The 20,977-nt window shown below is 63.9% G+C and carries 23 protein-coding genes and 1 other RNA gene; 11 read left to right on the forward strand and 13 right to left on the reverse strand.

The features are described 5' to 3' along the window. The first annotated feature begins 266 nt into the window (after window positions 1-266). From WA237_RS00095 to WA237_RS00120, 6 genes are read left to right on the forward strand one after another with little or no spacing between them, the layout of a single operon-like run. Window positions 267-671 (forward strand): MerR family transcriptional regulator, encoded by a 405-nt coding sequence (locus WA237_RS00095; RefSeq protein ID WP_009812432.1) that lies wholly within the window; start codon window positions 267-269, stop codon window positions 669-671. Between the two features lie 48 nt (window positions 672-719). Next, window positions 720-2,495: an acyl-CoA dehydrogenase C-terminal domain-containing protein gene (locus WA237_RS00100; protein ID WP_336096216.1), complete on the forward strand. Its 1,776-nt coding sequence runs from the start codon at window positions 720-722 to the stop codon at window positions 2,493-2,495. Between the two features lie 60 nt (window positions 2,496-2,555). Then, the gene (locus WA237_RS00105) at window positions 2,556-2,768 is read left to right on the forward strand and encodes a hypothetical protein (protein ID WP_040617774.1); all 213 of its coding nucleotides are present in this window, start codon (window positions 2,556-2,558) and stop codon (window positions 2,766-2,768) included. A gap of 29 nt (window positions 2,769-2,797) precedes the next feature. Then, entirely contained in the window at window positions 2,798-3,433 is a 636-nt protein-coding gene (locus tag WA237_RS00110; RefSeq protein WP_336096217.1) for a glutathione S-transferase family protein, read from the forward strand. Window positions 3,434-3,447: 14 nt separating this feature from the next. Continuing rightward, window positions 3,448-4,659 (forward strand): acetyl-CoA C-acetyltransferase, encoded by a 1,212-nt coding sequence (locus tag WA237_RS00115; protein ID WP_336096218.1) that lies wholly within the window; start codon window positions 3,448-3,450, stop codon window positions 4,657-4,659. 23 nt (window positions 4,660-4,682) lie between these two features. Further along, complete coding sequence (locus WA237_RS00120; protein WP_336096219.1) at window positions 4,683-6,881, forward strand: 3-hydroxyacyl-CoA dehydrogenase NAD-binding domain-containing protein; 2,199 nt, start codon at window positions 4,683-4,685, stop codon at window positions 6,879-6,881. Window positions 6,882-6,951: 70 nt separating this feature from the next. Here WA237_RS00120 and WA237_RS00125 read toward each other — a convergent pair whose 3' ends face one another. Beyond that, entirely contained in the window at window positions 6,952-7,614 is a 663-nt protein-coding gene (locus WA237_RS00125) for a Hint domain-containing protein (RefSeq protein WP_336096220.1), read from the reverse strand. Window positions 7,615-7,783: 169 nt separating this feature from the next. Continuing rightward, window positions 7,784-8,428: a sulfotransferase family 2 domain-containing protein gene (locus WA237_RS00130; RefSeq protein WP_336096221.1), complete on the reverse strand. Its 645-nt coding sequence runs from the start codon at window positions 8,426-8,428 to the stop codon at window positions 7,784-7,786. A gap of 160 nt (window positions 8,429-8,588) precedes the next feature. Here WA237_RS00130 and WA237_RS00135 point away from each other — a divergent pair, with 160 nt between their 5' ends. Beyond that, window positions 8,589-10,217: an AMP-binding protein gene (locus WA237_RS00135; protein WP_009812440.1), complete on the forward strand. Its 1,629-nt coding sequence runs from the start codon at window positions 8,589-8,591 to the stop codon at window positions 10,215-10,217. Window positions 10,218-10,221: 4 nt separating this feature from the next. Here WA237_RS00135 and WA237_RS00140 read toward each other — a convergent pair whose 3' ends face one another. The 6 genes from WA237_RS00140 to WA237_RS00165 form a co-directional block, all read right to left on the reverse strand. Then, on the reverse strand, window positions 10,222-10,698 hold the full coding sequence (locus WA237_RS00140; RefSeq protein ID WP_336096222.1) for an OsmC family protein: 477 nt from the start codon (window positions 10,696-10,698) through the stop codon (window positions 10,222-10,224). Between the two features lie 9 nt (window positions 10,699-10,707). Next, window positions 10,708-11,274: a 5-formyltetrahydrofolate cyclo-ligase gene (locus tag WA237_RS00145; protein WP_336096223.1), complete on the reverse strand. Its 567-nt coding sequence runs from the start codon at window positions 11,272-11,274 to the stop codon at window positions 10,708-10,710. Then, window positions 11,271-12,662 carry a magnesium transporter gene (gene mgtE, locus WA237_RS00150; RefSeq protein ID WP_009812443.1) on the reverse strand — a complete coding sequence of 464 codons (1,392 nt, stop codon included), beginning with the start codon at window positions 12,660-12,662 and terminating at the stop codon, window positions 11,271-11,273. Before mgtE ends, WA237_RS00145 begins: the two co-directional genes overlap by 4 nt. Window positions 12,663-12,817: 155 nt before the next feature. Then, window positions 12,818-13,318, reverse strand: coding sequence for a CAP domain-containing protein (locus WA237_RS00155; protein WP_336096224.1), 501 nt, complete (start codon window positions 13,316-13,318; stop codon window positions 12,818-12,820). 23 nt (window positions 13,319-13,341) lie between these two features. Beyond that, window positions 13,342-14,154, reverse strand: a complete 813-nt coding sequence (locus WA237_RS00160) for an inositol monophosphatase family protein (protein ID WP_336096225.1) — start codon at window positions 14,152-14,154, stop codon at window positions 13,342-13,344. Window positions 14,155-14,211: 57 nt separating this feature from the next. Next, window positions 14,212-14,574, reverse strand: coding sequence for a helix-turn-helix domain-containing protein (locus WA237_RS00165; RefSeq protein ID WP_040617775.1), 363 nt, complete (start codon window positions 14,572-14,574; stop codon window positions 14,212-14,214). Window positions 14,575-14,943: 369 nt separating this feature from the next. Between WA237_RS00165 and WA237_RS00170 the strand changes: the two genes are divergently transcribed. After that, window positions 14,944-15,831 carry an NADPH:quinone oxidoreductase family protein gene (locus WA237_RS00170; protein ID WP_336096226.1) on the forward strand — a complete coding sequence of 296 codons (888 nt, stop codon included), beginning with the start codon at window positions 14,944-14,946 and terminating at the stop codon, window positions 15,829-15,831. Here WA237_RS00170 and WA237_RS00175 read toward each other — a convergent pair. Then, window positions 15,815-16,696, reverse strand: coding sequence for a LysR family transcriptional regulator (locus WA237_RS00175; protein ID WP_040617777.1), 882 nt, complete (start codon window positions 16,694-16,696; stop codon window positions 15,815-15,817). The two genes, WA237_RS00170 and WA237_RS00175, sit on opposite strands and share 17 nt — an antisense overlap. 125 nt (window positions 16,697-16,821) lie before the next feature. On the opposite strand from WA237_RS00175, the gene WA237_RS00180 reads away from it, so the two are divergent. The 3 genes from WA237_RS00180 (at window position 16,822) to WA237_RS00190 (ending at window position 18,589) form a co-directional block, all read left to right on the forward strand. Then, window positions 16,822-17,025, forward strand: coding sequence for a DUF1127 domain-containing protein (locus tag WA237_RS00180; RefSeq protein ID WP_336096227.1), 204 nt, complete (start codon window positions 16,822-16,824; stop codon window positions 17,023-17,025). 198 nt (window positions 17,026-17,223) lie between these two features. Continuing rightward, window positions 17,224-17,943 (forward strand): Bax inhibitor-1/YccA family protein, encoded by a 720-nt coding sequence (locus WA237_RS00185; protein WP_336096228.1) that lies wholly within the window; start codon window positions 17,224-17,226, stop codon window positions 17,941-17,943. A gap of 208 nt (window positions 17,944-18,151) precedes the next feature. Continuing rightward, window positions 18,152-18,589: a hypothetical protein gene (locus WA237_RS00190; RefSeq protein ID WP_216015557.1), complete on the forward strand. Its 438-nt coding sequence runs from the start codon at window positions 18,152-18,154 to the stop codon at window positions 18,587-18,589. A 92-nt stretch (window positions 18,590-18,681) separates the two neighbouring features. Here WA237_RS00190 and rpmG read toward each other — a convergent pair whose 3' ends face one another. From rpmG to WA237_RS00210, 4 genes are all read right to left on the reverse strand, one after another. Next, window positions 18,682-18,849, reverse strand: a complete 168-nt coding sequence (gene rpmG, locus WA237_RS00195) for a 50S ribosomal protein L33 (protein WP_009812452.1) — start codon at window positions 18,847-18,849, stop codon at window positions 18,682-18,684. A gap of 139 nt (window positions 18,850-18,988) precedes the next feature. Further along, an RNA gene (gene rnpB / locus WA237_RS00200) (RNase P RNA component class A) lies at window positions 18,989-19,395 on the reverse strand. An 11-nt stretch (window positions 19,396-19,406) separates the two neighbouring features. Then, window positions 19,407-20,147: an N-acetylmuramoyl-L-alanine amidase gene (locus tag WA237_RS00205; protein WP_336096229.1), complete on the reverse strand. Its 741-nt coding sequence runs from the start codon at window positions 20,145-20,147 to the stop codon at window positions 19,407-19,409. After that, window positions 20,140-20,922: a hypothetical protein gene (locus WA237_RS00210; protein ID WP_336096230.1), complete on the reverse strand. Its 783-nt coding sequence runs from the start codon at window positions 20,920-20,922 to the stop codon at window positions 20,140-20,142. The genes WA237_RS00205 and WA237_RS00210 overlap by 8 nt, the downstream gene beginning before the upstream one ends. Window positions 20,923-20,977 lie beyond the last annotated feature (55 nt).

Raw genomic sequence — 20,977 nt, forward strand, 5'->3', positions numbered from 1 at the left:
AACGCCAAACTGTCGGTGCGGTTCCGGGGTGGTGAATATTTTTCGCGACCTACAGCGCGCCACTGGTCAACCCTTTGGATCGCCCCACATTCCTAGCTCGCGCGCGCGAGACGACCCGCAAGAGAGCCGGTGTGTTGGCAATATTTTTCCCAATCCGGGGGCAGGTGTTTAATTGACGCAACGTACTACTTACGTAAACGTCAATCAGGGCGCTATGCTGTCTCTATCAGCCGCGCCTTTCCCGAACGCTTCGAGACGAGACGAGAATGACCGACACGGACACACGAACCATCCGCCAGATGTGCGACGCCTTTGACGTGACCCCGCGCACCTTGCGATTTTACGAGGCCAAAGAGCTTCTCTTTCCGATCCGCGATGGGCAGAAACGCCTGTTCACGCGCCGCGACCGCGCCCGGCTCAAGCTGATCCTGCGCGGCAAGAGATTCGGCTTTAGCCTCGAAGAGATCCGCCAGCTTCTCGATCTCTATGACACCGGCGATCAGCAATATACGCAGATGAAGGAAACCCTCGCCCTCGCCCAAGAGCGGCTCGAGGCGATGGAAGCGCAGCGCGAAGAGCTCGACCATGCGATCACCGATCTGCGCGACCAGATGGACTGGGTGTCGAATGTGCTCGGCTCGCTCGACCCCGACAAGAAAGCCGCCGAGTAACCTCGGCCCTGCCCCGACAAAGACGTTTAAGTGGAGGAGACTTAAAACATGACCCGCTACACCGCGCCCACCCAGGATATTCAATACCTGCTGCACGATGTTCTCGACGTGGCCAATGACCCGACCCCGGGCTATGCCGAGCTCGAACCCGATTTCACCTCTGCCGTGCTCGAAGAGGCGGGCAAGATCGCGGGCGAAGTGCTGCACCCGCTGAACGCGGTGGGCGATCAGGAGGGCTGTGTTCTCGAAAACGGTGTGGTGCGCCCGCCGAAAGGGTTCAAGGAAGCGTTCGACCAGGTGCGCGAAGGCGGCTGGACCGCGCTCGACCTGCCCGAGCAATATGGCGGCCAGAACATGCCCTATCTCTTGGGCACCGCCGTGGGCGAGATGTTCTCGGGCGCGAACCAGGCCTTTACCATGTATCAAGGCCTGACCCATGGCGCGGCTTCGGCCATTCTCGTCCATGGCACGGATCAGCAAAAAGACACCTACCTGCCCAAGATGTTCAGCTGCGACTGGACCGGGACGATGAACCTGACCGAGCCCCATTGCGGCACCGATCTGGGCCTCATGCGCTCCAAGGCCGTACCGCAGGACGATGGCAGCTATGCGATCTCCGGTCAGAAGATTTTCATCTCGGCGGGCGAACATGACATGGCCGAGAACATCATCCATCTGGTTCTTGCCAAGATCCCCGGCGGCCCCGAGGGCATCAAGGGCGTGTCGCTCTTCATCGTGCCGAAATTCCTCGTCAAGGAGGATGGCAGCCTTGGCGACCGCAATGGCGTCAAATGCTCGAAGATCGAAGAGAAGATGGGCATTCACGGCAATTCCACCTGTGTGATGGATTACGACGGCGCCAAGGGCTGGCTCTTGGGCGAAGAACACAAAGGCATGCGCGCCATGTTCACCATGATGAACGAGGCCCGGATCGGCGTCGGCATGCAGGGTCTGGCGCAGGCCGAAGTGGCCTATCAAAACGCGCTCGACTATGCCCGCGACCGCCTGCAAGGGCGCAGCGTGACCGGCGTGGAAAACCCCGACGGGCCGGCCGATCCGCTCATCGTGCATCCCGACATTCGCCGTAACCTTCTGGATCAGAAGAGTTTCATCGAGGGCGCGCGGGCCTTCCTTCTGTGGGGCGCGCAGATGATCGACCGGGCCGAACGCGGCAAGGACGAGGCGGCGCATGGCATGGTGTCGCTGCTTACCCCGGTGATCAAAGGCTTTCTCACCGATGAGGGCTATGACATGACCGTGCAGGCCCAGCAGGTCTATGGCGGCCATGGCTATATCGAGGAAACCGGCATGTCGCAGTTCACCCGCGATGCCCGGATCGCGATGATCTACGAGGGTGCGAATGGCGTGCAGGCGCTCGATCTGGTGGGGCGCAAGCTCGCCCAGGATGGCGGCAAGCATGTGATGGCGTTTTTCGACATGGTGAAGGGCTTTATCAAGGAGGCTGGCACCGAAGGCGCCATGGCCGAATTTACCGAACCGCTGAAATCCGCCTCCAAGGATTTGCAATCGGCGGGCATGTTCTTCATGCAGAACGGGATGAAGAACCCCAACGCCGCGCTGGCCGGGTCCTATGATTTCATGCATCTCTTTGGCCATGTCTGCCTTGGCCTGATGTGGGGACGCATGGCCGAGGCCTCGCTCAAGGCGCTGGCCGAGGGGCGTGGCGATGCGGATTTCCACGAAACCAAGCTCGCCACCGCGCGGTTCTACATGACGCGCCGCCTGCCCGCGACCAAGCTGCATCTGGCGCGGATCGAAAGCGGGGCGGACCCGGTGATGGCGCTCGACGCCGACCGGTTCTGATCCAAGGCCCGGCCCGCCCGAGGAGGGGTGGGCCGGGACAGACAACAGGGAGGATGGCCCATGCCAAAGCGATTTCGCCTGACCCGCCGCTTCAACGCGGCGATGACCGAGGATGGCTATCGCCGCCTGCGCCGTTTTGCGCAGGAGGCCGGGCTCGACGAGGGCGAGGCGCTGTCCTTTCTGTTCGAGAATTTCGACAGTGTGATTGACGAGGACACGTTCGGCCACCGGCTTCGGATCTTCAATTCCGATCTCGAGGCCCGCAAGAAATGACGCAACCCCCGAGGGAGGATCAGGGCGCAATGACCATCAAACTTTACTGCATGGGCGAGAGCGGCAATGCCTATAAGGCGGCGCTGGCGCTCGAACTGGCCGGGCTCGACTGGGCGCCGGTGCATGTCGATTTCTTTGGCGGTGAAACCCGCACGCCCGAGTTTCGCAAGATCAACGTGATGGGCGAAGTGCCGGTGATGATCGACGGCGATCTGACCCTCACCCAATCCGGCGTCATGCAGATGCATATCACGGAAAAGACCGGGAAATTCGGCGGCAAGGACGCCGTAGAGGCGCGCGAAGTGCTGCGCTGGATGTTCTGGGACAATCACAAGCTCAGCTCGCCCGCGGGCATGACGCGGTTCTTGATGAATTTTCTCGCCGCCGACAAGCGCCCCGCCGAGGTCATCGCGTTTCAGCAGGGCCGTCTCAAAGCCGCCTATCAGACGCTCGACATGCATCTCGAGGGCCGCGACTGGATCGTCGGTGACGGGCTCACCAATGCCGATATGTCCTGCTGCAGCTATCTCTTCTACCCCGAGCCTTTCGGTTTTGACCGCAAGGACTGGCCCAATATCGACCGCTGGCTGAGCCATATCGAGGCCGTGCCCGGTTGGAAACACCCCTATGACCTGATGCCCGGCTCCCCTGCGGACCGGGCCTGATGAAAGGAGACATCATGTCTGACGCCTATATCTACGATGCCGTCCGCACCCCGCGCGGCAAAGGCCGCAAGGACGGCGCCCTGCACGAAGTGACCTCCGTGCGCCTCTCGGCACAGGTTCTCAACGCGCTCAAAGAGCGCAACGGTCTCGACGGGCATGCCGTCGAGGATGTGATCTGGGGCAATGTCACCCAGGTGATGGAACAGGGTGGCTGTCTGGCACGGACCGCCGTGCTCGCCTCCGATCTCGACGAGAGCATTCCGGGCCTCGCCATCAACCGGTTCTGCGCCTCCGGCATGGAGGCGGTGAACCTCGCCGCCAACCAGGTGCGCGGCGGTGCCGGTCAGGCCTATATCGCGGGCGGCGTCGAAATGATGGGCCGCGTTGCCATGGGCAGCGACGGGGCGGCGATTGCCGTTGATCCGACCGTGGCCATGGACAGCTATTTCGTGCCGCAAGGCATCAGCGCCGACATCATCGCCACCGAATACGGGTTCACCCGTGATCAGGCCGATGCGCTGGCGGTCGAAAGCCAGAAACGCGCCAAGGCGGCCTGGGACGACAACCGGTTCGAGAAATCCATCATCACGGTGAAGGATCAAAACGGGCTCACCATTCTCGATCATGACGAATACATGCGCCCGGGCACCGACATGCAGGCGCTCGGCAGCCTCAACGCGAGCTTTCAGGCGATGGGCGAGGTGATGCCCGGCTTTGACGCGGTGGCCAAGCTCAAATACCCGCATCTCGAGCGGATCAACCACATCCACCACGCCGGCAACAGCTCGGGCATCGTGGATGGCTCGGCGGGCGTGCTCATCGGCAATGCGGAGTTCGGCAAGGCCTATGGGCTCAAGCCGCGCGCCCGCATACGCCAGACCTGCAAGATCGGCACCGATCCCACGATCATGCTGACCGGGCCGGTGCCTGCCACCGAAAAGATCCTCGCCGACAGCGGCATGAAGATCGGCGACATCGACCTTTTCGAGGTCAATGAAGCCTTTGCCAGCGTCGTGCTGCGCTTTCAGCAGGCCTTTGAGGTTGATCCCTCGCTGGTCAATGTCAACGGCGGCTCGATCGCCATGGGCCACCCGCTCGGCGCGACCGGGGCGATCATCATCGGCACGCTTCTGGACGAGCTCGAACGCTCGGACAAGGAGGTGGGTCTCGCCACGCTCTGCATCGCGTCCGGCATGGGCGCGGCCACGATCATCGAACGCGTCTGAGCGCCAGGACAGAGGAGAAAGACATGACCGATTTCACCATGGAGACAGGCGCCGACGGCGTCGCGATCATCACCTGGGACACGCAAGGCAAGTCGATGAACGTGATGAACCAGCAAGGGTTCATCGATCTCGACGCGCTGGTCGACAAGGCGCTGGCCGATGACGCGATCAAGGGCGTCATCCTCACCTCCGGCAAGGAGGGCTCTTTCGCCGGCGGGATGGATCTCAACATCATCGCCCGGATGAAGGAAAGCGCGGGCGACAACCCGGCGCAGGGGCTGATGGATGGGCTGATGCAATGCCACAATATCCTGCGCAAGATCGAACGCGCCGGCATGGACCCCAAGACCAACAAGGGCGGCAAGCCTATCGCCGCCGCCCTGCCCGGCACCGCGCTTGGCATCGGGCTCGAAATTCCGCTCGCCTGTCACCGCATCTTTGCCGCCGACAATCCCAAGGCCAAGATCGGCCTGCCGGAGATCATGGTCGGCATCTTCCCCGGCATGGGCGGCACCACGCGGCTGGTGCGCAAGATGGGCGCGATGGCGGCCTCGCCCCTGCTGCTCGAAGGCAAGCTCAACGATCCCAAGAAGGCCAAGCAGGCCGGTGTCGTGGACGAGGTGGTGCCTGCCGATCAGCTCATCGAAAAGGCCCGCGAATGGGTTCTGTCCGAGCCCAATATCGTCAAGCCTTGGGATGAGAAGGGCTATAAAATGCCCGGCGGCGCGCCCTATCATCCGGCGGGGTTCATGACCTTTGTCGGTGCCTCGGCGATGGTCCATGGCAAGACCCAAGGCGCGTTTCCGGCGGCCAAGGCTTTGCTCTCGGCGGTCTATGAAGGCGCGCTCGTGCCCTTTGACACGGCGATCAAGATCGAGGCCCGCTGGTTCACCAATGTGCTGATGAACCCCTCGTCGAGCGCGATGATCCGGTCGCTCTTCATCAACAAGGAAGCGCTCGAAAAAGGCGCGAACCGTCCCGATGTGGCCGATGAAACCGTCCGCAAGGTCGGCGTCATGGGCGCCGGCATGATGGGCGCGGGCATCGCGCTCGTCTCGGCGCAGGCGGGGATGGAGGTCGTGCTCATCGACCAGAAACAGGAGGCCGCCGATCGCGGCAAATCCTACACCGCCGATTACATGGACAAGGGCATCAAGCGCGGCAAGGCGACCGAGGCCAAGAAGGACGAGGTTCTCGGCCGCATCACCGCCACCACGGATTATGCCGCGCTCAAGGGCTGCGACCTGATCATCGAGGCGGTGTTCGAAGACCCCGCCGTCAAGGCCGAGGTGACCAAGGCCGTCGATGCGGTGACCGATGACAATTGCATCTTTGCCACCAACACCTCGACCCTGCCGATCACCGAACTGGCCAAAGCGTCGAAAAACGCCGAGAACTTCATCGGCATCCATTTCTTCTCGCCGGTCGAGAAGATGATGCTGGTCGAGATCATCAAGGGCCGCGACACCGGCCCGCGGGCAGTGGCCAAGGCGCTCGACTATGTGCGCCAGATCCGCAAGACGCCGATCGTGGTCAATGACGCGCGGTTCTTCTACTGCAACCGCTGCATCATCCCCTATATCAACGAGGGCATCCGCATGGTGGCCGAGGGCGTCGCCCCCGCGCTCATCGACAATGCGGCACGTCAGCTGGGCTTTCCGGTGGGACCGCTGCAGCTGGTGGACGAGACCTCGATCGATCTCGGGGCCAAGATCGCCCGCGCCACCCGTGCCGCCATGGGGGATGACTATCCCGATGCGGCGGTGGATGAGGTCATCTTCTGGATGGAAGGCGAAGGCCGGCTCGGTCGCAAGACCGCCAAGGGCTTCTTCGACTATGACGACAAGGGCAAACGTCAGGGCTATTGGTCCGGTCTCGAAGAGAAATACCCCCGCGCCGAGGATCAGCCCGATCTCATCACCGTGCAGCATCGCCTGATGTTCGCGCAGGTGCTCGAAGCGGTGCGGGCGCTCGAAGAGGGGGTTCTCGAAGACATCCGCGAAGGCGATGTCGGCGCGATCCTCGCCTGGGGCTTTGCGCCCTGGTCGGGCGGGCCTTTCTCCTGGCTCGACATTCTCGGCACGCCCTATGCGGCGGACCGCTGTGACGAGCTGGCCGAAGCCTTTGGCCCCCGCTTTGCCACGCCCGCGCTGCTGCGCGAGATGGCGGACAAAGGCCAGAGCTTCTATGGCCGCTTTGCCGGGGAAAAGGCCGCCGCCTGATCGCCCGCAAAACAACAAAGGGCCGGGGTTTCCCCCGGCCCTCCCCCAAGACCCGTCAATCTGCCCTCCGTCAGATCATCGGGCACAGCTCCGAGGCGCGTGCCTCCTGAAGCGTCAGCGTCTCGACAATGTCCCGCGCCAGCGTCAGCGGCAGCATCTCATACTGCGGACGGTCGCCATCAAGATCGAGCAGATCGCGCGACGACGGGCAGTGCAGCAGGCCGCCCTCTCGCGAAAACACCACCTCTTCTTCGGCAAAGCGCAGCGTGACACAGCGTGTCTTGGCCCGCACCGGCAGGCGGCTCACCCCCGGCAGCGCCTCGAGCGCCAGCGCCGGGATCACGCTGAACGGATCACCATAAAGCAGCTCGGCCGCGTCGCTTTCGACCATGACGCCCTGTTGCGGTGGCAGCCGCAATGTCGTCCGGTTGCCGAGCGTGTTGGCCGGCATCTCGACCAGCCAGTGATCCTGCGGTGCAAGCCCGTCACCGGTCCAGCTCTTGGCGCTCTCGACGGCGGTCACCTCGCGGAACCCGTTGTCGAAGGTCAGCACCATATCGCCCGCGACGAGGCCCTCCACCGCGCGCCAGCCCATCGGCGTGGCCACCTGCGTGTCGGACAAAAGGCCCGTCGCCACGATCACGGCTTTTTCATGATTTCCGCTGTCCCGGCCCGGCGTCCCGACCGTGCCCTCCCTTGGCCGTCCCTGGGCCGTCACTCTTTCTGCAAACATCGTCATCCCCTTGTGTTGGCACATTCTGCGCCCCGCCTGTCTGAGCAGCTGGGATCAACCTGCCTGCGATTCGGGATGGAGTTGTGCCGAGATTATGGCGCAATCGCGTCACTGTTCGGGCAGATGCACCAATCCTGAGGGAATTGATTTAAAGTTTCTGTATCCACGCCTAAAACGCGTAGCCGAACCGCGCGATATCCTCGGCACAGAGCCGTCCGACGAGCTCCGAATCGGCCTCGGAGTAATAGCTGCGATAATCGCGCCTGCGCCTTGATACATTGGCCTTTGGCAGCTCTATGCCAAAGCCGAGATGGGCCTCGAATGCGGCGATATCGCGTTGGAAATCTTCCAGCCTGACGAAGAAATCGCCCCGTTTTGCCCCATTTGCCAAAGTGACATGCCGCTCGAAGGGCCATTGCAGGAAAGACGCCTGCGTATGCGGGTGATTGAGAAACCCGGAAAAGCTCAGCCCTTGCGCCAGCCGCACCGCCTCGTGATCAAATGTCTGCTCCTGCAGCCAATGGTAATAGCTCACCAGCCGGTCCCACGGGTTGCGCACCATGCAGATCACTTTCATCTGCGCCATCTGCTCGGGCGGCAGGATCCCGTCGATATCCGCCAGCGTCGAATGTTTCCAAAGCCGCCCCGCCGCCTGTAGACCCTTGAGCCGCCCGCGTCGCCGCTGCGCCTTGGGCGTGTCACCGATCAGGATGTCATCCGCCGCCGCCCGCGCCTCGAGCGCCAGCGCCAAAGAGGTGCCGCCGGTCTTGGGGATATGCACAAAGATATAGCGGCGCCGGGTCGAAATGATCATGCCCTACCCTAGCCCGCCGCCCCGCCGCTGGGAACGCCAATAGGCCTGCCGAAGGGGATTTCGCTGCGCCGCCCCCAATTGTAAGACAATTAAAAAATTGACCGGCGGATTTTTCTCAATATTGTCACCCAACCGGGCGAGGAGAATCAGGGAGGATTCGATGGGCTGGATGAAGGACGAGACAGGGCTCGACAAATGCGCGGCGAATTTCGTGCCGCTGACGCCGCTGTCGCATCTGCGCCGCGCGGTGCAGATCTATCCCGATTACGAAGCGCTGGTCTATGGCGAGACCCGCCGCAGCTATCGCGAGTATCACGCCCGCGTCACCCAGCTCGCCTCGGCGCTGAAGAACCTCGGGCTGCGGCCCGGCGATGTGGTGGCGACGCTGCTGCCCAATGTCCCCGCCCATGTCGAGGCGCATTTCGGCGTGCCCGCCAGCGGCGCGGTGCTCAACGCGATCAACACGCGGCTCGAGCCTGACACGATCTCCTATATCTTCGGCCATGGCGAGGCGCAGCTCGCCCTTGTCGACACCGCGCTCTTGCCGCTGGCCGAGGCCGCCATCGCAAGGATGAAGGGCAAGGGCCCGCAAATCGTCGAGGTGGCCGACCCGCAGGCCGGATACCCCGCCACTGGCCGCTATCTCGAATATGAAGATTTCCTCGCCAGCGGTGACGAGGATTTCAACTGGATCATGCCCAAGGATGAATGGGAGAGCCTCGCGCTCAACTACACCTCGGGCACCACGGGCCGCCCCAAAGGCGTGGTCTATCACCATCGCGGCGCCTATCTGATGACCATGGGCACGGCGGTGAGCTGGCCAATGCCGCATCAGGCGCGCTATCTCACCATCGTGCCGCTCTTTCACTGCAACAACTGGAACCACAGCTGGATGATGCCGCTGGTCGGCGGCTGTGTGGTCTGCTGCCGCGACATCACCGCCCGCGCCATCTATGACGCCATCGCCGATGACGGCGTGACCCATATGGGCGGCGCGCCCATCGTGCTCAACATGATCGTCAACGCCAAGCCCGAGGACCGGCGCGCCTTTGACCATATCGTGCAGACCTACACCGCCGGGGCGCCGCCCCCCGCCGCCACGCTGCGCGCGATCGAACCGCTGGGGTTCAGCGTGACGCAGGTCTACGGCCTGACCGAGACCTATGGCCATGTCACCGAATGCACCTGGCACGCCCGCTGGGACGGCGAGGAGGACGAGGAACGCTATGCGATCAAGGCCCGCACCGGGGTCTTGATGCCGATGATGGAGGACATCACCGCGCTCGACCCCGAGACGATGAAACAGGTGCCGATGGATGGCGCCACCCAGGGCGAGATCATGATCCGCGGCAATGCGGTGATGAAAGGCTATCTCAAGAACCCCGAGGCCACCAAAGAGGCCTTCAAGGGCGGCTATTTCCACTCCGGCGACATCGCCTTTCAGCATCCCGACGGCTATCTCAAGATCGCCGACCGGGCCAAGGACATCATCATTTCGGGCGGTGAAAACATCTCGTCCATCGAGGTCGAAGGCGTGTTGATGAAACACCCCGAGGTGCTGCTCTGCGCCGTGGTGGCCAAGCCGGATGACAAATGGGGCGAAGTGCCCTGCGCCTTTGTCGAGCTCAAGGAAGGCGCGGTCTGCGACGAGGCTGCGATCATCGCCTTCGCCCGCGAGCGGCTCGCCGGGTTCAAGACGCCGAAACAGGTGCGGTTTCAGGAATTGCCCAAGACCTCGACCGGCAAGATCCAGAAATTCGAACTGCGCAAGATCGCCGCCGAGGGCTGAGCCATCAGCCCTTGGTGCGAAAGCTATAGCGCGCCTGGATCGCCACCGGGAAATTCACCGACCGCGCGATGAAACAGACCTTGTGGATCTCGCCATGGACCGCGTCGGCGCGGGCCGGGTCGGCCCCCTCCGCCAGCACGATGCGCGGGCGCAGCGTGGCGCGCAGAAAGCGGCTCGCGCCATTGGCCTCGGTCTCGCCCACCGCCTCCGGCGCATCCTCATAGCCCAGCACGGTGATGCCCGCATCGCTCGCCAGATGCAAAAACCACAGCATGTGACAGGCCGAGAGCGCCGCGATCAACAGATCCTCTGGATTGTGCAGCCCCGGATCACCGCCCAGAAGCGGATCGTTCGAACACTGCACCACCGGCTTGCCCGGCGTGCTCACATCCCATGTGCGGTCATAGGCGCGGTAATGCGCCGTCCCTTCGCCCCGGTTGCCGGTCCATGTGACCCCGGCCGTATAGAGATGTTCCGCCATGTCGCCCCCCTAGCCGAAGCTGATCACCTCGGCCTCTGTCACCAGCATATCCAGCGGCTGATCCGTCACTTCGAGCGGCAGCCGCGCCGCCTCCTGCGCACCATAGGCAAAGCCGATGGCCAGCGTCGGCCGTTTCGCGCGGAGCTTTTCAAGCGTCCGGTCATAGAACCCGCCGCCATAGCCAAGCCGCCCGCCCTGCCGGTCGAACCCGACCAGCGGCACGATGAGGATCTCCGGCTCAAAGAGCTCGCCCTTGGCCGGAACAGAGGCGCCGAACGGCCCCTCCACCATCTCGCACTCCGGCTCCCAGCGCGAAAAGATCAGTGGCGCGCCCTCGGCCACGATCACCGGCACGCCGACCGGCCCATGCGCCGCCGCCTCGGCCATGGCGGGCAGCGGGTCGATCTCGGTGCGGATCGGCATATAGCCCGCCAGCGGCACGCCGCGATAGCCTGCGAGCACCTCGCTGAGCCGCCCCGCCGCACCGGGGGCCGCCGCCGCATGGGCCGCCTTGCGCCGCGCAAAGGCCGCCCGCCGCGCCTCTGCCTTGATCTCGATAAGTGCCGCGTCGCTCACAACAGCCACATCCCTGCCAGTCCCAGAAAGGCGAAGAACCCGACCACATCGGTCACGGTGGTCACAAAGGCCCCCGAGGCCAGCGCCGGGTCGACGCCGATACGTTCGAGTACCACCGGGATCACCGTCCCGGCAAAGCCCGCAACGACAAGATTGATCACCATTGCGGCGGCAATCACATAGCCAAGCTCTGGCCCGCCGAACCACAGCACGCCGACGATCCCCATGACCACGGCAAAGATCGTGCCATTGACCAGCCCGACCAGCACCTCGCGCCGGATGACGCGCCAGACGTTGCGCCCGGTCAAGTCCTTGGTGGCGATGGCGCGCACCGCCACGGTGAGGCTCTGGGTGCCGGCATTGCCGCCCATCGAGGCGACGATCGGCATCAGCACCGCCAGCGACACGAATTTCGCAATCGTATCCTCGAACATCGAAATCACCAGCGACGCGAGGATCGCCGTCACCAGATTGACCGCCAGCCAAGGAAAGCGCTGCCGCGTGGTCTCGGCGATATTGTCGTTGAGACCGCCTTCGCCGACCCCGGCGAGACGCATGATGTCTTCCTCATGTTCCTCGTCGAGCACCACCATCGCGTCATCGATGGTGATCACCCCGACGAGCCGGTCGTTTTCATCCACCACCGGCGCCGAGATCAGGTGATACTGATTGAACGCATAGGCGACATCGCCCTCGTCCTGCGTCACCGGGATGACGTGGAATGTCTCTTCGGCAATGCTCTTGAGCAGGATCTCCCGGCGCGAGCCCATCAGCTTGCCGAGCGTCACATTGCCCACCGGGCGCAGCCGCGGATCGACCAGCACGATGTGATAGAACTGATCCGGCAATTCCTCCTGATCGCGCAGGAAATCAATGGCTTCGCCGACATTCCAATGCTCGGGCGCCATCACCACCTCGCGCTGCATCAGACGACCGGCGGAATATTCCGGATAGGTGAGCGATTTCTGAACGGCGGCCCGGTCGCTGTCCTCGAGCGCCTCGAGAATGGCCTCCTGCTGATCCTCTTCGAGATCCTCGACGAGATCGACCACGTCATCGCTGTCGAGCTCGCGCACCGCCTCGGCAAGGACTTCGGGGCTCAGGATCGACAGCACGTCCTCGCGGATCGATTCGTCGAGCTCCGACAGGATCTCGCCGTCGAACTCGTTGCTGTAGAGCTCGATCAGGCGGCGGCGGTCAAAAGCGTTGAGCTGTTCGAGAAGGTCGGCGATGTCGGCCGCGTGCAGCGGCTCCATCTCGGACAAGAGCCGGTCACGGTCATTGGTATCAACGGCGAACATGATGCGCGCGATGGCCTGCGGGTCGAGCGCATAGGCATCCTCGTCGCGCTCGGCTTCGGTCTCGTGCTGGTCGTCATATTCGCTCATTGGCGCAGCTCCCCGCTCTGCCCCCTTGCGCTGGGCACACGCGCGGGGAAATTGATGCCCCTGTCGGGCCTTGTTGCCGCGTCCCTAACCCGAAACCTGCCCTCACGATAGCGGGAAAATTTGGCACCTTTCCCGCAAAACGAAAGCCCCGCGCCTCAGCAGCCGCGCTCGCCCAGCACCATCACCCAATAGGCTCCGCGTTGCGCCAAGGCCATCTCGCGCGCCCGCGGGTTGAGCATGTTCTGCCGATGCCCCGGTGACGCCATCCAGCCCGCCAGCGCCTCGGGAATATCCTGCGGCCCCTGGGCGATATTTTCCGCAATGAAACAATAGTCATAGCCCGCCGCCCGCGCCCGATCGGCCACATCGCCGCCATCGCTGCCGGTATGGCTGAGCCCGTCGGTCGCCGCCATATCCGCCGCATGCGAGGCCGCCGCCGCCGCCAGTCGCCCATTGGTGCGCAGCAGGGGCTGCGAATACTGGGCCCGGTAGGAATTGACCGCATCCAGAGCCTGCCGGCTGAGATCGCCGGGAATATGGCTGATCGGCCCGGCCCGGACCACGGATTCCTGTGGCCCCGGCCCGGTCCCGCCGCCGCCACAGGCCGCGAGCAGCAGGGTCGTCGCAAGGATCATGAAATGTTGCGCAGGTCGCATGGCGTTCTCCTTCTCGTCTCGTCTCAGGGCCAGTCCGACAGAATGTCGAGCGCGGCCTTGTGCTGCGCCGCATTGGCCGCCGCGAGAACCCGGCCGCCCATATGCGCCGGGCCGCCCTTCCAGTCGGTGACAATGCCGCCCGCCGCCTCGATCACCGCCATCGGCCCCTGAATGTCATAGGCGTTGAGCCCGGCCTCGATCACCAGATCGATCTGCCCCGCCGCCAAAAGCGCATAGGCATAGCAATCCATCCCATAGCGGGTGAGCTGCACCCGGTCCGACACCGCGCGAAACGCCGCCGCCTCATCGGCACTGCCCAGCTCGGGAAAGGTGGTGAAGAGGATGCAATCTTGCAGTTCGCGCGGCCCGCGCGTGACGAGCTTGGCCTCGCCCTGCGGCCCAACGACCCGCGCCTGACCAAGGCCACCCTCAAACCGCTCGCCGATATAGGGCTGATCCACGATGCCATAGAGCGGCCCGCTCTCATCCGAGAGCGCGATGAGCACCCCCCAGGTCGGCGTGCCCGACAGAAACCCGCGCGTGCCATCCACCGGATCGAGCACCCAGGTGAGCCCGCTGGTGCCCTCGCTCTCACCATATTCCTCGCCAAGGATCGCATCCTCGGGGCGGCGCTCGGCCAGCACCGCGCGCATGGCGCGCTCGGCGGCGCGGTCGCCCTCGGTCACCGGGTCGAAGCCGGCGGCATCCTTGTTGTCGGCAACAAGATCGCCATGTCTGAAAAACGGCAAAACCGCCCGGCGGGCCGCGTCGGCCATCGCATGGGCGGTTTCAATGATTTGCGCGCTGTCAGCCAGCTGCGCCTTGCGTCCGGTCATCCGCGGCACCTTTCGGGTCTGAGTATCCCCCGGTGGTAGCGCGATGCCGGCCTGGGCTCAAGCGACGTCGCTCAGCACCCGGGCCAGTTCGAACAGACGGCGGCGTTGGTTTTCGGGGATGGAATAATAGGACCGCACGAGATCGAGCGCCTCTTTATCCCCCAGAAGATCTCCCGCAGCCGAGGGCGCGGCGGCATCCGCCCGCTCCAGACCATCGAAGAAAAAGCTGACATCGACATCCATCGCACCGGCGATATCCCAAAGACGGGAGGCGCTGACGCGGTTGGCACCGGTCTCGTATTTCTGGATCTGCTGAAACTTGATCCCGACGCTTTCGGCCAATTGCTGTTGGGTCATCCCCACCAGCCACCGACGATGGCGAATGCGTTTTCCAACATGTACATCAACTGCGTGTGGCATATTCGTAATCCTTGTTTACTCGTCCTACTCGGTGCCGCCATGGTCCCCGATCAAGACTTAGGATGATTGTTCGCCCTAGAATAAATGGGCGCTGGAAACACGACGACAACGAGAAAGATACACGGTTTTCGTTCCGCCGAGAAGGTATTTGATCAAAACAAGCTCAATTATAACGCGAATTGTATAAATTCCCCCAACAACATTCACGGTCAGTTGCGATTTTCTAGCCTTTGGACACAATTTGAGGCAGTTACGTTAACCATTTAACCCTGATTCTAAGGAGGTTTTCCTGTGCGCAGCTACCAAGTGACGCGATTTGACGTCGCTCCGACGCTCCAAGACAAGCCCGTCCCGACACCCGGAGCGGGAATGATTCGTGTCAAGATCTTGGCTTGCGGGCTCAACTTCGCCGACCTGCTGATGTGTCAGGGCAAATACCAGGACACGCCCGAGCCCCCCTTCACCCTCGGCATGGAGGTGGCCGGCGTGGTCGATGCGCTCGGTCCCGACACCGACGGCCCCGCCGTCGGCAGCCGCGTCGCGGTGTTTGGCGGTCAGGGTGGTCTCGCCGAATATGGCTGCTTTCCCGCCAACCGCGCCGTCCTCCTCCCCGATGACATGAGCTTTGACGACGCCGCCGCGCTGCAGATCGCCTATGGCACGAGCCATCTCGCCCTCGACTACAAGGCGCGGCTGCAACCGGGCGAAACGCTTCTGGTGCTCGGCGCAGCGGGCGGCGTTGGCCTCACCGCCGTCGAAATCGGTCATGCCATGGGGGCCAAGGTCATCGCCTGCGCCCGTGGTGCCGAGAAACTCGAGGTCGCCCGCCGCGCCGGGGCCGATTACCTGATCGACGCCGCCAGCGAAGACATCCGCGAGCGCGTGCGCGCCCTGGGCGGCGCCGATGTGGTCTATGATCCGGTGGGCGGCGACCAGTTCAAATCCGCCTTTCGCGCCTGCAACCCCGAGGCGCGGCTGCTGCCCATTGGCTTTGCCAGCGGCGACGTGCCGCAGATCCCCGCCAATCACCTGCTGGTCAAGAACCTCACCGTGATGGGGCTCTATTGGGGCGGCTACCTGGCCTTCAAACCCGAGGTCGTCACCGACAGCCTCGCCACCCTGCTATCCTGGCACCGCGAGGGCCGCATCAAACCGCATGTGAGCCACGCCCTGCCGCTGGCGCAGGCGGGCGATGGGCTCGAATTGCTGCGCAGCCGCAAATCCACCGGCAAAGTGGTGATCAGGCCTCACGAATAGCCACCGGCGGCGCGGCGGCACAGGCAAACCCCTGCCGCAGCATCGCCGCCAGCTCGTCAAGAACCGGCCCGGTGCTGCCCGGCGCGCGATAGAGGTTGATCTTCTGGCTGCCCAGATCGGGCAGCTCACAGCCCGGCGGCAATGCCTCGAGATAGGGCGGAATGCTGTCTTCGAGCATCGCCCCCACCGCCAGATCGGCCGAGACCAGCGCCTCGATGGCGCGGTCATCCTCGCTCTCGACGGCGAATTCCCAGTGGATCCCCGCCCCGTCCAGCGCTTTGATAGCAATGGGCCGAAAGGCACAGACCTGCCCAAAGGCCAGCCGGATCGGCCGCTTCTTCCAGGCCTGCCCGCCCCGTGGCGAGGTCCAGCGCAGCGGCATCTCGGTGAGCGTCTCGCCCCCCGGCTGCAGCTCGGCCTCGGTGCCAAGAATGATATCCACCTCGCCGCGCCGCATCTCTTCATGCAGCTTCCAGGTGCTCGACGAGCGCAGCTGCACCTTCACCCGCGGGCAGACGCTGTTGAAGGTCTTGAGCACGCGCGGAATCACCGGATACACCACGTCATGCGGCACCCCGAGCACCACCTCGCCCTCAAAGAGATCCTCGGTGAGCCGCCCCACCGCCTCGTCATTGAGCGCCACGATCCGCCGCGCATAGCTCAGCAACTGCTCGCCCGAGGCGGTCAACGTCACCCGCCGGTTGGCCCGATCCAAGAGCGTGATGTCGAGCATCTCTTCGAGCCGCTTGATCTGCATACTCACCGCCGATTGCGTCAGATTCAACGCCCCCGCCGCCCGCGTGACGCCGCCATGATCGGCCACCGCCATGAACGACCTGAGCGTGGTCATGTCCAGATTTCGCATTCATCACACTCCTTGATGTGGACCATCTCAATCATTCGTTTCACTAATCATGCCAGATGGGGCAAATATATCAATACCGAAAATGCAAAAGGCCCAACACATCACGAATACGAAAGGTTAGACCGATGACCCAGCTTACCTCCACCCGCTCCCGCACCCAAGCCCTCCACAGCCGCCGTGGCCTCCTGCCCCGCCTGCAGACCTGGGCCTCCCTGCGCCGTCAGCGCCGCCTTCTGGCCGAGCTGGACGCTGACCGGCTCGCCGACATCGGCCTGACCCGCACCGAGGCCCTGAGCGAAGCCCGCCGCCCCTTCTGGGACGAAGGCTGAGAGGCTTGCCGCCCCCCTGTCGACCCCGTGCCGCCCCCGTGCTGACTGCGGCAAATGGGCCCGGAAGGCATCAGGGCGGCGAATTGCACGATTTTACGCAACCGCCGCCTTGCCAGCCTCTTGAAAACAAACCGCGCCTCGCCGATATTGAGTGCAAACCACCCGTCACTGGGTGTGGACCAGCTATCGGAGGGATACATGGCGCAATTTGACACCATCCGCACCCGCGCAGGCGCGCAGGCAGCGGCCATTGACGAGGGCCTTCGCGCCCATATGAGCAAAGTCTACGGCACGATGTCCGTCGGCATGCTGCTGACGTTCCTCGCGGCCTGGGCCGTGGGCAACAACGCCGCGATGATGGAAGTGCTGTTCACCGGCTTCACCCGTTACATCGTGATGTTCGCCCCGCTGATCATGGTCTTTGCCTTCGGCGCGGTGATCAACCGCCTGAGCGCCGCCGCGGCACAGCTCTTCTTCTACGCCTTCGCCGCTCTGATGGGCGTGTCGATCTCCTATATCTTCGTGGTCTTCACCGACATGTCGATCGCGCAGGTCTTCTTCGCGACCGCAGCCGCCTTCGGCGGTCTGTCGCTCTGGGGCTACACCACGAAAAAGGACATCTCGGGCTGGGGCTCGTTCCTGATCATGGGTGTGATCGGCCTCATCGTGGCGTCGATCGTCAACATCTTCCTCGGCAGCGGCGTCGTCTCCATGGCGATCTCGGCCATCGGCGTGCTGATCTTCGCCGGCCTGACCGCCTATGACACGCAGAACATCAAGAACACCTACATCGCCCATGCCGCGCATGGCGACAGCGAGTGGCTCGGCAAGGCCGCCATCATGGGCGCGCTGAACCTCTACCTCGACTTCATCAACATGTTCATGATGCTGCTGAACCTGCTGGGCTCGCGCGAATAAGCGCCCGCAGATAACGACAGATGCAAAGGCCGGTCCTCGTGACCGGCCTTTTTCGTGGCAAGGGCTCATGCGCACACCTATCGGCGGAAATCCGTCCACCAAGCCCCAATGCGCCCCTTAGGGGATTCCCAAACCGCCCCGCCTGTCCCATAGTGCGCGCTACAACGACATGCCACGACGGCACCGCACATAGACAGGAGTTCGACCCATGCAGATCAGCAGGCTTGCCCTCTCCGCCGCGACGCTCGGCGTCTCGACCAATGTGGTCTTTGCCCAGCCCGACACCTGGGCGCTGCTCAACGGGATCCAGATCGACGAGATCGTCACCGAGACCACCTATGAGGTGCGCAAGACCTGGCCCAAGGGCTTTGCCGATGAAGCGGTCGAGATCGAGATCACCGGCTATGCCGCGCCGCTCACCCCCGAGGGCGAAGCGCTGCGCGAGCTGATCCTCGTCTCCGACATGGGGCTCTGCCCCTTCTGCGGCGATCCCGACCACAACGCGGCGCTGCAGGTGCAGCTCGCCGACGCCCTGCCCTTTGTGACGGAAAATCAGCGCATCACCCTGCGCGGCACCCTCTCCAAGGTGCATGACCCCGAAACATGGCAGGCCGCCATCCTGCGCGACGCCCGCATCGTGCCCTGAACCATCAGAGACAGGCAGACAAGAGACAGGCAGACATGAAAAAACCGCGCTCTAGGGCGCGGTTTTTTTGATCTCTGTCGAGAAAGGCGATCTTACTTGATCTTGCCTTCCTTGTACTCGACATGTTTGCGCGCAACGGGGTCGTATTTGCGCACGACCATCTTCTCGGTCATGGTGCGGGCGTTTTTCTTGGTCACATAGAAATGGCCCGTGCCCTCGGTCGAGTTCAGACGGATCTTGATTGTCGTCGGCTTCGCCATTGGTTGTCTCCTGCACAGGGGGGCCGGGGCCGCCCGTGAAATTCGTCATGAAGCCTGCCTTTTAACCGCATCGCGGCCCGAGTCAACAGGATTCCTGTCGCAATCGGCGGGCTTTCCCCTCTCCGGGCGTGGCCCGGATATGCGCGGAGGGGCTATAAGCCGGATTCTGTCATAGACAGCGCCAAAGACGCTGCCCGAGATGACCATTCATCTTGGCCACATGTTGCCATGCGGCCTCTAGCTGCCAACCCGGATCTGCTGGGCCAAGGCGGCCTGCGGGCGGTATCGGTTGCCCGACCGGCCCCGCGCGCGATCCCTATTCGGCATTGCTCCCGGTGGGGCTTGCCATGCGGGGACTGTTACCAGCCCCCCGGTGGGCTCTTACCCCACCGTTTCACCCTCACTCCGGCATGCCGGAGCAGTCTGTTCTCTGTGGCGCTTTCCCTCGGGTTGCCCCGGCCGGGCGTTACCCGGCACCGTTGCCTTGTGGAGTCCGGACTTTCCTCGCGGCCTGTTGCCAGACCCCGCGGCCATCCGCCCCTCCGCGCAACCTGCATCTAGGCCGCGCCTTGCCCCCGGTCAACCGGATAGCGTGCCGCGATGTCGCGCAGCACCGCAATATCTTCGGCACCGAGCGGCCCGCGCCCCCAGGGCCGATACCGCAGCCGCACCGCCGCGAGCACATGTTCGTCCGAGAACTCAGCCCGATAGCCCACCTGCCCCGCCAGCGCCCGAAACTGCGTCAGATCCTCATCGCCGCGCGGTGCCGTGACCTCGGGCCAGACCGCCAGCCCCTGCCGCGCCAGCCGCTGCCAGTCGAAATGCGGGCCGGGATCATCCTTGCGATCGGGCGCCATGTCGGAATGGCCGATGACTCGCTCCGGCGGGATCGACCAGCGCGCCATGATGCCCCGCATCATCGCCTCCAGAACCCGCATCTGCGGCTCGGGAAAAGGATGGTTGCCCCGGTTGGCGAGCTCGATCCCGATGGTGCGGCTGTTCATATCCTGCGCCACCCGGCCCCAGCCGCCCAACCCGGCATGAAAGGCCCGCCGCTCTTCCGCGACGAGCTGCCAGGCACGGCCATCCTCGGCGATGACATAGTGACAGGACACCTTGGCCTCGGGACAGCAGAGCCGCGCGACCGCGGCCTCCGCCGTCTCCATATTGGTGAAATGCAGCAAGAGCGTATCGGCAGGCCCGCCCGCCCGCTCATTCTGATTGGGCGACGGGTGCCAGATCAGATCCTCCGGCAACCCCTCCGCCAGCGCAGAGCGATCCTGCCCCGGCTCAGCCACCGACAGCCTTGCGGAACGGCGCGGGATCCCAGGAACAGGCGAACCCGTCCCCATCGGGGTCGAGCCCCATCCGGTCACGCTCCGGCCCGCCTTGGGCGAGGAAATCTTCCTGCGCCTTGTCGGGCGAGGGGTATTTCGCACAGTTCTTGGCATAGCGGTTGCCCGCATTGATGTTGAGCCGCCGGTGCACCTGCGTGCCGACCGGATGGCTCGCCGCCAGCGCATAGGCCACGATATTGGGCTCTGATCCGCCCGTCCGCGCCGGAATGGCGGTGGGCTCGACCACCTGATACTGCGCGCGGTTGGCTTCGATCCGGGCCTTGTCGCCCTCGATCGAACGTTCCGCGCCCACTGCGTTGAAATCATTTTCCTGGCTGATGCCGGCGGCATTCTCCACCGTCTGCGGCGGCGGGTTCGACGGGCTCGCCTCGAGCGGCACAACCCCGGAATTGACCGCCGCGGCCCGGCTCTCGCCCGCGCCAAGCGCCGCCATCGTCTCAGACGCGATATCGCCCTCGGCCGACCCGGTCGAGGCGCTGGCAGTGCTGGCAGTGCTCGCATCGGCCTGCGGCAGACGTTCGCTGCTCACCACCGGCGCGGCAGGCACGACACCCCCCGCCAGTTGCGCATCACGGGCGCGTTGCGCGGCATAGCTGTCATAATCGTTGAACCCGACGCCAGTGCCCGGATCGGGTGCGCCACTGTCAGGGATGGCGGGCGAACAGGCGGCAAGCGCCAGAACGGCCAACAGGCCAAGGGGACGACGGTAGATCATGCTCAACTGCCTCACTTTTCTCACCGCGGGCAAAGGCCCGCGCTGCGGCCCCGGG

Source organism: Roseovarius sp. CH_XMU1461, from assembly GCF_037027165.1.
GTDB classification, from domain to species: domain Bacteria; phylum Pseudomonadota; class Alphaproteobacteria; order Rhodobacterales; family Rhodobacteraceae; genus Roseovarius; species Roseovarius nubinhibens.